The 14,223-nt window shown below is 59.9% G+C and carries 8 protein-coding genes; 5 read left to right on the top strand and 3 right to left on the bottom strand.

Features of this window, described 5'->3' with window-relative positions:
* Nucleotides 1-64 precede the first annotated feature (64 nt).
* Nucleotides 65-1,645 carry an aldehyde dehydrogenase (NADP(+)) gene (locus CKW19_RS24865; RefSeq protein WP_095060674.1) on the top strand — a complete coding sequence of 527 codons (1,581 nt, stop codon included), beginning with the start codon at nt 65-67 and terminating at the stop codon, nt 1,643-1,645.
* A gap of 111 nt (nt 1,646-1,756) precedes the next feature.
* On the opposite strand, the gene CKW19_RS24870 is transcribed toward CKW19_RS24865, so the two are convergent.
* A complete protein-coding gene (locus tag CKW19_RS24870) occupies nt 1,757-2,665 on the bottom strand; it encodes a DMT family transporter (protein ID WP_095060676.1) in 909 nt (302 codons plus the stop codon).
* Nucleotides 2,666-2,823: 158 nt separating this feature from the next.
* On the opposite strand from CKW19_RS24870, the gene aceK reads away from it, so the two are divergent.
* The 3 genes from aceK to CKW19_RS24885 all read left to right on the top strand — a co-directional run bounded on the left by aceK (nt 2,824) and on the right by CKW19_RS24885 (nt 10,062).
* Nucleotides 2,824-4,542, top strand: coding sequence for a bifunctional isocitrate dehydrogenase kinase/phosphatase (gene aceK, locus CKW19_RS24875; RefSeq protein WP_095060678.1), 1,719 nt, complete (start codon nt 2,824-2,826; stop codon nt 4,540-4,542).
* 165 nt (nt 4,543-4,707) lie between these two features.
* Entirely contained in the window at nt 4,708-8,619 is a 3,912-nt protein-coding gene (gene hrpA, locus CKW19_RS24880) for an ATP-dependent RNA helicase HrpA (protein WP_095060680.1), read from the top strand.
* A 321-nt stretch (nt 8,620-8,940) separates the two neighbouring features.
* Nucleotides 8,941-10,062 (top strand): beta-ketoacyl-ACP synthase III, encoded by a 1,122-nt coding sequence (locus CKW19_RS24885; RefSeq protein WP_095060682.1) that lies wholly within the window; start codon nt 8,941-8,943, stop codon nt 10,060-10,062.
* A gap of 316 nt (nt 10,063-10,378) precedes the next feature.
* Here the strand turns inward: CKW19_RS24885 and CKW19_RS24890 are convergent, their stop codons facing one another.
* Entirely contained in the window at nt 10,379-11,710 is a 1,332-nt protein-coding gene (locus CKW19_RS24890) for a putative porin (RefSeq protein WP_095060684.1), read from the bottom strand.
* A gap of 283 nt (nt 11,711-11,993) precedes the next feature.
* Between CKW19_RS24890 and CKW19_RS24895 the strand changes: the two genes are divergently transcribed.
* Entirely contained in the window at nt 11,994-13,118 is a 1,125-nt protein-coding gene (locus CKW19_RS24895) for a GNAT family N-acetyltransferase (protein ID WP_095060686.1), read from the top strand.
* Nucleotides 13,119-13,130: 12 nt separating this feature from the next.
* Here the strand turns inward: CKW19_RS24895 and aqpZ are convergent, their stop codons facing one another.
* Entirely contained in the window at nt 13,131-13,829 is a 699-nt protein-coding gene (gene aqpZ / locus CKW19_RS24900) for an aquaporin Z (protein ID WP_095060688.1), read from the bottom strand.
* Nucleotides 13,830-14,223: the final 394 nt, after the last annotated feature.

Below are 14,223 nucleotides of genomic sequence, written 5' to 3' on the forward strand. Positions count from 1 at the left end.
CTGACACACCGCTATCGCCAGCAAGCCGGCTCCTACAGGGCGGCAATTGATCAAGGAATTCGACATGACCACGTTACTCGGACACAACTACATCGGCGGTCGCCGCAGTGCCGATGGCACGACGCAACTGCAAAGTTTCGATGCAACGACGGGCGAACCGCTCCCCGGATTGTACTTTCAGGCATCCGAAGCCGAGGTGAATGCCGCTGCCGATGCCGCTGCCGCGGCGTACCCGATCTACCGCAACCTGAGCGCGGAAAAACGCGCCACTTTCCTCGATGCCATTGCCGATGAAATCGATGCATTGGGCGATGAGTTCGTTGCCACCGTGTGTCGCGAAACCGCGCTGCCAGCCGGGCGTATTCAAGGTGAACGGGGGCGAACCAGCGGCCAGCTGCGTCTGTTCGCCAAAGTACTGCGTCGCGGCGACTTTTACGGTGCGCGCATCGACCGGGCGTTGCCGGATCGCCAACCGTTGCCGCGTCCGGATCTGCGCCAGTACCGCATCGCGCTTGGGCCGGTGGCGGTGTTCGGTGCCAGCAACTTTCCGATGGCATTCTCCACCGCCGGTGGCGATACCGCTTCGGCACTGGCTGCCGGTTGCCCGGTGGTGTTCAAGGCTCACAGCGGGCACATGGCGACGGCCGAATGGGTGGCAGACGCAATCATTCGCGCCGCCGAGCGCACGCAAATGCCAGCCGGCGTGTTCAACATGATCTACGGCGGCGGTGTCGGCGAGTGGCTGGTCAAGCACCCGGCTATTCAGGCCGTGGGTTTTACCGGTTCGCTCAAGGGCGGCAATGCTTTGGGCCAAATGGCCGCGACTCGGTCGCAGCCAATCCCGGTATTCGCCGAGATGTCGAGTATCAATCCGGTGTTCCTGTTGCCCGAGGCGTTGGCGGTGCGCGGTGAGCAGATCGCAGCGCAACTGGCCGGTTCGGTCACGATGGGGTGCGGTCAGTTCTGCACCAATCCCGGCCTGGTCATCGGTTTGCGCTCGCCGCAATTCAGCACCTTTCTGGAAACCTTTTGCGCGAGCATGAACCAGCAACCGCCACAAACCATGCTCAATGCCGGAACCCTGGACAGCTACAGCCGAGGCTTGGGGGAATTGCACGAGCATCCGGGTCTGACCCATTTGGCGGGTAAGCCACAACTGGGCAATCAGGCGCAGCCGCAGGTGTTCAAGGCCGATGTCGGTTTGTTGCTCAAGGGTGATGAGCTGTTGCAGGAGGAAGTGTTCGGGCCGGCGACCATCGTTATCGAAGTCGAGGACCGGGCGCAGCTCACGGCGGCGTTGCAGGGGTTGCGTGGGCAATTGACGGCGACGCTGATCGGCGAGGCCGATGAGTTGCTGGAGTACCGTTGGCTGGCTGAAATGCTGCAAGAGAAAGTTGGACGGATCTTGCTTAATGGCTATCCGACCGGAGTCGAAGTCTGCGAGGCGATGGTGCATGGCGGGCCGTATCCGGCGACGTCGGATTCGCGTGGCACGTCCGTCGGGACCCTGGCGATTGATCGTTTCCTGCGGCCGGTGTGCTTCCAGAATTACCCGGATGCGTTGTTGCCCGAGGCGTTGCAGGACAGTAATCCGTTGAGGATTCGGCGGTTGGTGGATGGGGAGGTCACTCAGTCAGCTTTGTGATTGTTGGTGTCTGATCTGACGCCATCGCTGGCAAGCCAGCGCCTACAGGGTTATACGCGTCCTTGTAGGAGCTGGCTTGCCAGCGATGGCGTCATCAGCAGCACCACCGAACTACTTGGCAGTCACCTCAGCCACCTTCACAGCCGCCGGCTTCAACACCAGCCACAACGCCAGCGCAATCAACAACCCGCCATAGACATGCGCCATCGACAGCGGCTCATCGAGAAACATCGCCCCCCACAATACGCCGAACAGCGGGATCAAAAAGGTTGTGGTCATCGATTTCACCGGACCAATCGAGCTCAGGAGCCGGAAGTAAACAATGTACGCAAACGCCGTGCAGCCCAGGCCCAACCCCAGCAACGACAGCCACACGCTCCAGCCGCCCCAGCTTGCGGGTGGTTGGCTGATCACGCTGTAGCCGAACAGCGGCAGCAGGAACAACGTCGCGCCGAGCATGCTGCCCAGTGCCGACAAACGGCTGTCCAGACCTCCGGCCTGATCGAGCCAGCGGCGGGCCAGAAACCCCGCAAATCCGTAGCAAGTGGTTGCGAGCAGGCAGGCGATGGCACCCATCAGCAGTTCCATATCGAACGCCACCGGGCCGGCACGGGTCAGCACGCCCACGCCGAACAGCCCCAGGCACACGCCGCCGAGTTTGGCGCCGGTGAGCCTTTCATGGAAAAACAGGCCGCCGATCAGCACGCCCATCAAGGGGGTCGTGGCATTGAAAATCGACGAGTAACCGGCCGGCAGCACCTGCGCGGCCACCGAATAGAGCGTCGCCGGAATCCCGGAGTTGATCACCCCGAGCAGCATCACGGTTTTGAGTTTGCCCTTGAAATCCCAACTGATGCGCATCAGCCCAAGAATCACCAGCAGTCCGGCTGCGGCGATCGATACACGGAAAAAAGCGGTCGGAATGCTGCCAATCACCGGAGCGATGATGCGCATGAACAGAAAACTCGCACCCCAAATGGCCGCCAGGGACAGTAAACGGAAAATATCGACGGGGTTCACAGCGCGTTCCTTCCTTGATGAGGGCGAGAGTGTTGCTGACAGCCTTGTCCGTGGCAACCGGAAAACGGGCATTTAATTCCCCGGCAAAATTACGCTTCTCCTGCACCCGTTTCACTGGCTAAGCTCAGGGCTCACGAATTCCCGCAGAGGTCTCACCCATGCCGCAGCAATGGCCAGCCGCCGATATCGCCCGCTTGATCCTCGATGGCTTTGACGATTACCGCGAGCATTTTCGCCAGATCACCGATGGCGCCCGGGCGCGTTTCGAACAAGCCAAGTGGCAGGAAACGCAAACGGCGTCGGCGGCGCGGATCAATCTGTACGAAGATAAAGTCAGCGAAACGGTGGAGAAACTGCGCACTGCGTTTGACGCAGACACGCTGGACGTCAGCTGCTGGCCGCTGGTGAAAAGCGCCTACATCAGCCTGATCGACCTGCGTTTCGACGATGAACTGTCCGAGACCTGGTACAACTCGATCTTCTGCGGGCTGTTCAGCCACGACCTGATCAGCGACGGCTGCATGTTCATCCACACCACCCGACCGAGCCTGCGTCGGGCCCGCGCTGCGCAAACCCGCACTTACAAACCCCAGGGTCAGTTGTCCGGCATGCTCGCGAGCATCTTTGCCGATTACCGTTTCAGCGAGGAATACGCCGACCTGTCCGGTGACTTGACGCGCCTGGAAGCGCAGCTGCGCGAGAACCTGCCGGACTGGGTGTGCAAGGACCCGGAGCTGAGCGTCGAACTGTTTTCCTCGGTGCTCTACCGCAATAAAGGCGCGTACCTGGTGGGGCGCATCTACACCGCCGATGAGCAATGGCCGCTGGCGATTCCGCTGCTGCACCTCGAAGGTCGCGGCATTCAGATCGATGCGTTGATCACCGACGAAGCGGACGTGTCGATCATCTTCTCGTTCACCCGTTCGTATTTCATGGTGGATGTGCCGGTGCCGGCGGAGTTTATCGGCTTTCTCAAGCGCATCCTGCCGGGCAAGCACATCGCCGAGCTGTACACCTCGATCGGTTTCTACAAACACGGCAAGTCGGAGTTCTACCGGGCGCTGATCAATCACCTGGCCAACACCGATGACCAGTTCATCATGGCCCCCGGTGTGCGCGGCATGGTGATGAGCGTGTTCACCCTGCCGGGTTTCAACACCGTGTTCAAAATCATCAAGGACCGATTCTCTCCGTCGAAAAACGTCGACCGCGCCACGGTGATCGAGAAGTACCGGCTGGTAAAAAGCGTCGACCGCGTTGGGCGCATGGCCGATACCCAGGAGTTCGCCGACTTCCGTTTTCCGCTGAGCAAGTTCGATCCGGCGTGCCTCGAAGAATTGCTGGAAGTCGCGGCGTCCACGGTGTCGGTGGAAGGCGACACGGTGCTGATCCGTCACTGCTGGACCGAACGACGCATGACTCCGCTTAACCTGTACCTGGAAAACGCCAACGAGGCGCAGGTGCGTGAAGCGCTGGAGGATTATGGTCTGGCGATCAAGCAACTGGCGGCGGCGAACATCTTTCCCGGTGACATGCTGCTGAAGAACTTCGGCGTCACCCGTCACGGTCGGGTGGTGTTCTACGACTACGACGAGATCTGCTTCCTGACCGAAGCCAACTTCCGCCACATCCCGCTACCGCGCACCCCGGAAGACGAAATGGCCTCCGAGCCGTGGTATTCGATCGGGCCGCTGGACGTGTTCCCCGAAGAGTTCCCGCCGTTCCTGTTTGCCGATTTCGGCCAGCGCAAGCTGTTCGATCAACTGCATGGCGAGTTGTACAACGCCGATTACTGGAAAAGCCTGCAAGAGGCGATTCGGGCGGGGAAGGTGATTGATGTGTTCCCGTATCGGCGCAAGGGCCACGATACCGAATAACCCCCACCTGTAGGAGCCGGCTTGCCGGCGAAGGCAATCCTGAGCCTTGCATCGCCAGTGCGAGCGCCTCCGCCAGCAAGCCGGCTCCTACAAGGGATCTCGTTCATCCTTTAAATCTGCGACAATCCGCACCCTGCGCCACTAGACGACTGAATTGCGTACCCGATGACCGACGAATCGCCCTCCATCGACAAACTGCTGAAAAACCTCGATCACGCCATGCTCGCCGACCGCCACCGGCTGCGGCGGCAGTTGCTTGAGCTGCGCAAGAAACCCGACGAGGCCAAGCTGGCCCAGTGGGTGGCGCGGATGCAGGTGTCCTGTGATCAGGTGCTGGCCCGCCGCGCCAGCCTGCCGCTGATTCGTTACGACGACAGTTTGCCGATTGCCGCCAAGCGCGACGAAATCAAAAAGGCACTGGAAAAGCACCAGGTGCTGATCATCGCTGGCGAAACCGGCTCGGGTAAAACCACCCAGTTGCCGAAAATCTGCCTGGAAATCGGTCGCGGCCAGCATGGCCTGATCGGTCACACCCAACCACGCCGGATCGCGGCGCGCAGCGTGGCCAGTCGCGTTGCCGAAGAGTTGGGCACGCCGTTGGGCGCATTGGTCGGCTATCAGGTGCGGTTCGAGGACCAGAGCGATTCCAATACCCTGATCAAACTGATGACCGACGGCATCTTGCTCGCGGAAACCCAGAACGACCGGTATCTGGAACGCTACGACACGATCATCGTCGACGAAGCCCACGAACGCAGCCTCAACATCGATTTCCTGCTCGGCTACCTGAAAACCCTGCTGCCGCGTCGTCCGGACCTGAAAGTCATCATCACTTCGGCCACCATCGACCTGGAGCGTTTCTCCAAGCATTTCGACGATGCGCCGATTGTCGAAGTCTCCGGTCGCACCTTCCCGGTGGACACCTGGTACCGTCCGCTGACGCTTGAGCAGGACGAAGAGGGCAACCGCGTCGAAGATGACCTGACCGTGGATCAGGCCATCCTCGCCACCCTCGACGAAATCGCCGCGTTTGAGCGCAGCGAACGCCGCAGTCCCGGTGACGTGCTGGTGTTCCTGCCCGGTGAGCGCGAGATTCGCGACGCCGCCGACATGCTGCGCAAGGCCCAGCTCAAGCACACCGAAATTCTGCCGTTGTACGCACGGCTGTCACCCGCCGAGCAACAGCGGATTTTCCAGTCGCACCCAGGGCGTCGCGTGGTGCTGGCGACCAACGTCGCGGAAACCTCGCTGACCGTACCGGGCATCCGTTACGTGATCGACAGCGGCACCGCACGCATCAGTCGCTACAGCTACCGCGCCAAGGTTCAGCGCCTGCCCATCGAAGCGGTTTCCCAGGCCAGCGCCAACCAGCGTAAGGGTCGATGCGGGCGCGTCGAACCGGGCATTTGCATCCGCCTCTACAGCGAAGAAGATTTCCTCGGGCGCCCGGAATTTACCGATCCGGAAATCCTGCGTACCAACCTCGCCGCCGTTATTTTGCAGATGCTGCACCTGCGTCTCGGCGAGGTCACCGCGTTTCCGTTCATCGAGCCGCCAGATGGCAAGGCGATCAGCGACGGTTACAACCTGCTGCAGGAACTCTCGGCGGTGGACCGCAACAGCCAGCTGACCCCGCTCGGTCGCCAGTTGGCGCGGCTGCCGGTGGACCCGCGCATGGGGCGCATGCTGATTGAAGCGGCCAAGCTTGGCAGCTTGCAGGAAGTGCTGATCGTCGCCAGCGCCATGTCGATTCAGGACCCGCGCGAGCGTCCGCCGGAACGCCAGCAAGCGGCGGATCAGGCCCATGCTCAATGGAAAGACACCGATTCGGATTTCGCCGGGCTGGTCAATCTGTGGCGTGGTTTTGAAGAGCAGCGCCAGGCGCTGACGGCCAGTCCACTGCGCAATTGGTGCCGCAAGAATTTCCTCAATTACCTGCGCTTGCGTGAATGGCGTGACTCCCATCGCCAGTTGAGCCTGATCTGCCGCGACATGCAGTTGAGCCTCAATAAAGAGCCGGCGGATTACCCGAAACTGCACAAAGCGGTATTGGTGGGCCTGCTCAGCCAGATCGGCCAGAAGACCGAAGACGGCGATTACCTCGGCGCCCGTCAGCGGCGCTTCTGGATTCACCCGTCGTCGGGCATCGGCAAGAAGCGCCCGCAATGGCTGATGACTGCCGAACTGGTGGAAACCACCAAGCTCTACGCGCGCATGGTCGCCAAGATCGATGCCGACTGGATCGAGCCACTGGCCGGGCACCTGATCAAGAAAAACCACTTCGAACCCCATTGGGAGAAGAAGCGTGGTCAGGTCGTGGCGTTCGAGCAGATCACCTTGTTCGGCTTGATCGTGGTCGGTCGTCGCCCGGTGCATTACGGTCCGGTCGATCCGGTGGTGTCCCGCGAATTGTTCATCCGCGAAGCGCTGGTGCGCGGCGAGATTCAATCCAAAGCCAAATGCCTGACGGCCAATAAAGCGTTGCTGGAACAACTCGACGAACTGGAAGCCAAGGCCCGTCGCCGCGACATTCTGGCCGACGAAGAAACCCTGTACGCCTTCTATGACGCGAGATTGCCGGCAGAGATCCACCAGACCGCGACTTTCGACAGTTGGTACCGGATCAACAGCCAGAAAGATCCGCAACTGCTGATCATGCGCGAAGAAGACGTGCTGGCCCGCGAAGCCAGTGAAGTCACCGCCCAGCATTACCCGGACACGCTGCACATCGGCGATCTGGAACTGGCGCTGAGCTACCACTTCGAACCGAACCATCCACGGGATGGCGTGACCCTGCGTGTGCCGGCGCCGCTGTTGCCGATGCTGCCACCGGAGCGCCTGGAATGGCTGGTGCCGGGTTTGATCGAAGCCAAGTGCATTGCCCTGGTGCGCAACCTGCCCAAGGCCTTGCGCAAGAATTTTGTGCCGGTGCCGGACTTCGTCAAAGCGGCGTTGCAGCGCATGACGTTTGCCGAGGGCTCGCTGCCCCAGGCGTTGGGCCGTGAACTGTTGCGCATGACCGGCGCCCGCGTCAGCGACGAAGCCTGGAGCGAAGCGGCGCAGCAGGTCGAAAGCCATCTGCGGATGAACCTGGAAATCGTCGACGCCCAGGGCAAATTCCTCGGCGAAGGTCGCGATCTGGCTGAACTGACGGCGCGTTTTGCCGAAGCCAGCCAGGCGGCATTGGCCGTACCGCAAACCGCAAAAAACCAGCAACCGGTCGAGCCGAAAGTGTTCGCTGCCGTGGCCGAGAAAACCCAGCAGAAGATCGCCGGGCTGTCGATGACGGTTTACCCTGCCTTGGTGGAAGAGGGTGGCACGGTCAAGGAAGGGCGTTTCTCGACCCCGGCCGAAGCCGAGTTCCAGCATCGCCGCGCCTTGCAACGCCTGCTGATGCAGCAACTGGCTGAACCCGCCAAGTTCCTGCGCGGCAAGTTGCCGGGCTTGACCGAGCTGGGCCTGCTGTACCGCGACATGGGCCGTGTCGATGCGCTGGTGGAAGACATTCTGCTAGCCAGCCTCGACAGCTGCATTCTCGAGGGCGAAGACCCGTTACCCCGTGACGGCGCCGGTCTGGCATCGCTGGCCGAGCGCAAGCGTGGCGCCTGGACCGAGCACGCCGAGCGCGTGGCGAAGTTGACCCTGGAAATCCTCAAGCTCTGGCATGGCCTGCAAAAACGCTTCAAGGGCAAGATCGACCTCGCCCAAGCCGTGGCCCTGAACGACATCAAGCAACAGCTCAGTCATCTGGTGTACCCGGGGTTTGTCCGGGAAACGCCGATGCAGTGGCTCAAGGAACTGCCGCGTTATCTCAAGGCGATCGAACAACGCTTCGAAAAAATCGGCGCCCAGGTACAGCGGGATCGGGTCTGGAGCGGCGAATTGTCCGGTCTGTGGGCGCAATACCAGACCCGCGCCAACAAGCATGCCCAGGAAGGCAAGCGTGATCCGCAGCTGGAGCTGTATCGCTGGTGGCTCGAGGAGTACCGGGTTTCATTGTTCGCCCAGCAATTGGGGACCAAGGTCCCGATCTCCGATAAGCGCCTGAACAAGCAGTGGACTCAGGTCGAACCCTGACACAGCCCCCTGTAGGAGCCGGCTTGCTGGCGATGGCGTTCTTCAAGGCGCTTTCGCCAGCAAGCCGGCTCCTACAGGTTAGTCATCCCCATTCCGAAACGCCGTTTCAGGTCAAGTCATCTCGCAAATAGGGCGAAAACCCAAGGTTTATGGCAAACTTCGCGCCTATAAATGCCGACCCCGCGGTTTTGAGCCTTCGCGCCGTGAGCAGGACGGATAATGTGATGCCAGGTTTGCCTCCCCGGATGGGAATAGACCCCTTGTGTGTTGGTACGTCGGTGCCAATGCTTTCTGCCTGAACAGATTATTAGAGACACGACCATGCATAACGTCGTCATCAGCGGCACCGGCCTGTACACCCCGGCCAACAGCATCTCCAACGAAGAGCTGGTGCAGTCTTTCAATACTTATGTGGCGCAATTCAACGCCGATAACGCCGACGCCATTGCGCGCGGTGAAGTCGACGCGTTGACCGAATCCAGCGCAGCCTTCATCGAAAAAGCGTCCGGCATCAAGAGCCGCTTTGTCATGGACAAGGAAGGCATCCTCGATCCGCAACGCATGGCACCGCGCTTGCCGGAGCGTTCCAACGACGAATGGTCGGTGCTTTGCCAAATGGCCATCGGCGCTGCCGAACAAGCCTTGCAACGCGCCGGCAAGACCGCCGCTGATATCGACGGCGTGATCGTCGCCTGTTCCAACCTGCAACGCGCCTACCCGGCCATTGCGATCGAAGTTCAGGAAGCGCTGGGCATCCAGGGTTTCGGTTTCGACATGAACGTGGCGTGCTCCTCGGCGACCTTCGGCATCCAGACCGCTGCCAACAGCGTGCAACTGGGCCAGGCCCGGGCGATCCTGATGGTCAACCCGGAAGTCTGCACCGGTCACCTGAACTTCCGCGACCGCGACAGCCACTTCATCTTCGGTGACGCCGCCACCGCCGTGATCATCGAACGTGCCGATCTGGCGACGTCCAAGCACCAGTTCGACATCGTCAGCACCAAGTTGCTGACCAAGTTCTCCAACAACATCCGCAACAACTTCGGCTTCCTCAACCGCGCGGCGGAAGAGGGCATCGGTGCCAAGGACAAATTGTTCGTGCAGGAAGGCCGCAAGGTGTTCCGCGATGTTTGCCCGATGGTGGCCGAGCTGATCGCTACGCACCTGGAAGAAAACCAGCTCAACATCAGCGACGTGAAGCGCTTCTGGCTGCACCAGGCCAACCTGAGCATGAACCACCTGATCGTCAGGAAACTGCTCGGTCGCGACGCTACCGAACTGGAAGCGCCGGTGATTCTCGACACATACGCCAACACCAGCTCCGCAGGCTCCGTGATTGCATTCCACAAGAACCAGGACGATCTGGCTGCCGGCTCGCTGGCGGTACTGAGCTCGTTCGGTGCCGGTTATTCGATTGGTAGTGTGTTGCTGCGCAAGCGCTGATTGTGTTGCGGTAACTGAAAAGATCGCGTGTTTTGTGGCGGTGAGTTTTTTGTGGCGAGGGGGCTTGCCCCCGTTCGACGACGCAGTCGTCGCAATACAGCGGTGCGGTGTGTCCGACAGTCTGCGATGGCTGCTTTCGGGACCGCTTCGCAGTCCAGCGCGAGCAAGCTCGCTCGCCACAAATGTCCGGTTTTCCAGGCTTTGAAAAACAAAAAGCCCAGCGTTGAAGTATCGGCGGATGATGGGGACCGATACATCAACGCGAGGCTGTAAAACGGGCTCAGGCATCCTTGCTGGAGTCGTATGGCGCGGTGAATCAGAACTTCGCTTCAGCATCCAGTTGCAGGGTGTTGATGTCAGAATCTTTCTTGTTGGTGCTGGCGTTGGTGTAGTCAGAGTTAGCCATGAAGTACGTGGCGCCGAGGGTGAAGTTCTTGTCCAACTCGTAGCTCGCTTTCAACTTACTGCCGCGCGAACCGGTGTAACCGTAGGCGAAGTCAGAGTCGGTGAAGGCGCCGACCACCGCGTTACGTTGTACATCACGGTAGTTGTAGTCCAGTGCAACGCCGTAGAACTTGGTCTTGACCCCGGCCAACCAAGCAGTGTCCTGGTCATTGCTGGCGTCGGTGTTGTTGACGTACTGACCGTACAGCGACAGCGGCATTGGCAGACCGCCGATGTCCAACTGACCGAAACCTTCGTACAAGTTGAATTCTTCGCCCGGGCTGTTGCCATTGACGGCCAGCGCACACGGCGCAGTGGTGCTGCCGGAGGTAGGGCAAGCGCTGTCTTCATCGTTGTCGTAGGCGTAGAGACTGCCGCCCAGGGTCATTTTCAGGTTGTCAGTGAGAGCGAAGCGCCCACCCAACTGACCTGCGTAAAGACGCAGGTCATTTTTGAATTGCACGCCTTCGCCGTCGACGTTGTCCTTGAGGGTGTAGTGACCAGCGCTACCGAACAGCTCGGTGCTGCCGCCCAGCGGGTACTTGTAAGTGACTGCCAGTCCTTCCGGGTTGACGTCGCTATCCCAGATGATGTCGCCCATGCTCACCCATTGCTGCGGCATCTTGCCGCCAACGAGGTGCAGGTTCTTGATGGCGTCGGGGTGGTAGTCGATGTAACCCAGGTCCAGCCAAATCTCCTTCTTGTTAAAGTAGTTGTCCAAGTCCTGGTTGGTGGAGCGAGCGTCGTCGTTGCTGCCAGTGGCAATACGAATACCGGTGTCGACTTGCGGGTTGATTTCGCTGTAGGCACCCAGGCGGGCACGAATACGCTGACGGTTCTTGTCTTTGTTGTTGGGCGCGTCGTTGTTCTCGATAGATTCCTGACGGAAACGCATGTCGCCCTTGAATTGGGTCTTGGCAGCCCACGCCAGTTTCTGGTCGAAGGTGCTCAGGGCTTCGGTTTTCTTCGCGGTCGCGGTGATTTGCTCGTTGGTCTCTTGTTGAGCCTGACGGGCAATTTGCTGATCTTTCTGATCCCGGGCCAGTTCGGCCTGCAGTTCGCTGTACTGCGCGTTGGTAATCGAGCCGTTAGCCTTGAGCATGTCGAGCAGTTTGGCGTCGACTGCGGCGTTGGCCGAAACACTCATGGCCAGCATCAGGCTGCCGCAGAGGGCCGCCGCAGTTTTCGTGGAAGCAAGACGCATATCAATCTCCGAAGATGAGAGTGGATGACTGAGCCATCCAGGGCACAACCGACCATTGATGGACGGAAAACAGTGGCCGGGTTAGAACCCGACGCTCTAAAAACTGGCGCCAGTATCGCGATGGTTTATTACAAGGCAGTGGCAATGTGATGTCATGTCGGTGACGATACGAAGTCACCCTGAACTATTGAGTTAGAGCCTTGTCGGCCGAATGCCCGTGTGAAAAGGGGAGCGATAAGCGATACTCGCGAGGCTTTCACGCCATAAAAGAGTGAGGACGGTAATGCCGTTGCAACGCCTGCAAAAACTGTCAGAAATCGCCCCGCCGACGTGGGATGCACTGGTGCCCGAGACGCAGCCTTTTCTGCGCCATGCCTTTCTGAGCGCACTCGAAGACAGTGGCAGTGTCGGTCCCCATACCGGCTGGAAGCCCGAGCATTTGCTGCACATAGAAGGTGATCGCCTGATCGCCGCGCTGCCCGGTTACCGTAAATGGCACTCTTACGGCGAATACGTGTTCGATCACGCTTGGGCCGATGCCTGTGAACGTGCCGGCATCGACTACTACCCCAAGTTTCTGAGCGCCGTACCGTTCAGTCCGGTGAGTGGGCCGCGTATGCTGGCGGCCACTATTGAGGACGGTTTTGAACTACTCAAAAGCCTGCCGGGCTACCTCGAAATCGAACAACTCTCCAGCGCCCACATCAATTTCACCGACCCGTTCACCGATGCCGCCTTGAGCGAACAGCCAGGTTGGCTGCAGCGCATCGGCTGCCAGTATCACTGGCAGAACCGCGGTTATCGGGATTTTCAGGATTTTCTCGATGCATTGAGTTCGCGCAAGCGCAAACAGATGCGCAAGGAACGCGAGCAGGTAGCGGGGCAGGGCATCGATTTTGAATGGCTCGAAGGCCGGGAACTGAGCGAGGCGCAGTGGGATTTTGTTTACGCCTGTTACGCCAATACGTACGCGGTGCGTCGGCAAGCACCTTATCTGACCCGCGACTTTTTCAGCCTGTTGGCCGAGCGCATGCCGGAATCGATTCGTGTGGTGCTGGCCAGGCAAGGCTCACGCCCGGTGGCGATGGCGTTCAGTCTGGTGGGGGGCGACAGCTTTTACGGACGCTACTGGGGATGCCTGGCGGAGTACGATCGCCTGCATTTCGAGACCTGTTTCTATCAGGGTATGGACTATGCGATCGCCAACGGTTTCCAGCGCTTTGATGCCGGGGCGCAAGGGGAGCACAAGTTGATTCGCGGCTTCGAGCCCGTCATTACGCATTCCTGGCATTACTTGCGGCATCCGGGTTTGAAAGCGGCGGTGAAGGATTTTCTGGAACAGGAGCGGCTTGGCGTACTGGGTTACGCAGAAGAAGCGAGATCAGCCCTGCCTTATCGGCAAGGCTGATCCAGTTACCGGTCAGTTCTCTTCTTTACCCAGCCAGCGATAAAGCACACCGCCGACCACCGCACCGAGCAACGGCGCGACCCAGAACAACCAGAGTTGTTGGATCGCCCAACCGCCGACGATCAGTGCCGGGCCGGTGCTGCGCGCCGGGTTGACTGAGGTGTTGGTCACCGGGATCGAGATCAGGTGAATCAGGGTCAGGCCCAGGCCGATGGCAATCGGAGCCAGTCCTGCCGGGGCGCGTTTGTCGGTGGCACCGAGGATGATCAGGATGAACATCGCGGTCATCACCAGTTCAGTGACAAACCCCGCCGCCATCGAGTATCCGCCAGGCGAGTGTTCGCCGTAGCCGTTGGACGCCAGGCCCGAGGCCAGTTCAAAACCGGGTTTGCCACTGGCAATGAAGTACAACAGGGCCGCTGCGATCACTGCGCCAATCACCTGGGCGATGATGTAGGCGGGCAGTTCTTTGGCCGGAAAACGTCCGCCGACCACCAGGCCCAACGACACCGCCGGGTTGAGGTGGCAACCGGAGATATGGCCGATGGCAAACGCCATGGTCAGCACGGTCAGGCCGAACGCGAAGGAAACCCCCAGCAGGCCGATCCCCACGTCCGGAAAAGCCGCGGCCAGCACCGCACTGCCGCAACCACCCAGCACCAGCCAGAATGTACCTACCAACTCTGTAGCGGAACGTTTGAACAGAGACATGAGAAAGTGCCTTATCGAAATTATGCTGCCTTGTGCATCCAGCCGATGGACCGCAGAACCATCTCCAGAACGTTGAAGTGAGTACAGCACGGTTTTTTGAGATTTCCACGTGCTAAGAACTGCGAGAGCCCGTTTTTGACAGGTTCTGGCGGTTTTTTTTGTGCACGATTGTCTTTACTGGCTCCCCTGTGGGAGCGAGCGAGGGTGCTCGCGATGGCGGTGAATCAGACGAACTGATGTCGACCGACACTCCATCATCGCGAGCAAGCTCGCTCCTATGTATGGACTCGCCCCCACTGTCTACCTGCTTTTTAAACACTGCTACCCGGTTGCATCTATGTATAAGGCCTATTCGAGGAAGCCATCTTTGGCTTCTGGCCAACATTGGTTGAGC

It is taken from the genome of Pseudomonas sp. Irchel s3f7 (assembly GCF_900187615.1).
Lineage (GTDB): Bacteria > Pseudomonadota > Gammaproteobacteria > Pseudomonadales > Pseudomonadaceae > Aquipseudomonas.

What these genes read in the sequence shown, in the direction of transcription:
- CKW19_RS24865 (WP_095060674.1), top strand. Translation starts at nt 65, where the DNA reads ATGACCACGTTACTCGGACACAACTACATCGGCGGTCGCCGCAGTGCC.
- aceK (WP_095060678.1), top strand. Translation starts at nt 2,824, where the DNA reads ATGCCGCAGCAATGGCCAGCCGCCGATATCGCCCGCTTGATCCTCGAT.
- hrpA (WP_095060680.1), top strand. Translation starts at nt 4,708, where the DNA reads ATGACCGACGAATCGCCCTCCATCGACAAACTGCTGAAAAACCTCGAT.
- CKW19_RS24885 (WP_095060682.1), top strand. Translation starts at nt 8,941, where the DNA reads ATGCATAACGTCGTCATCAGCGGCACCGGCCTGTACACCCCGGCCAAC.
- CKW19_RS24890 (WP_095060684.1), bottom strand. Translation starts at nt 11,710, where the DNA reads ATGCGTCTTGCTTCCACGAAAACTGCGGCGGCCCTCTGCGGCAGCCTG.
- CKW19_RS24895 (WP_095060686.1), top strand. Translation starts at nt 11,994, where the DNA reads ATGCCGTTGCAACGCCTGCAAAAACTGTCAGAAATCGCCCCGCCGACG.
- aqpZ (WP_095060688.1), bottom strand. Translation starts at nt 13,829, where the DNA reads ATGTCTCTGTTCAAACGTTCCGCTACAGAGTTGGTAGGTACATTCTGG.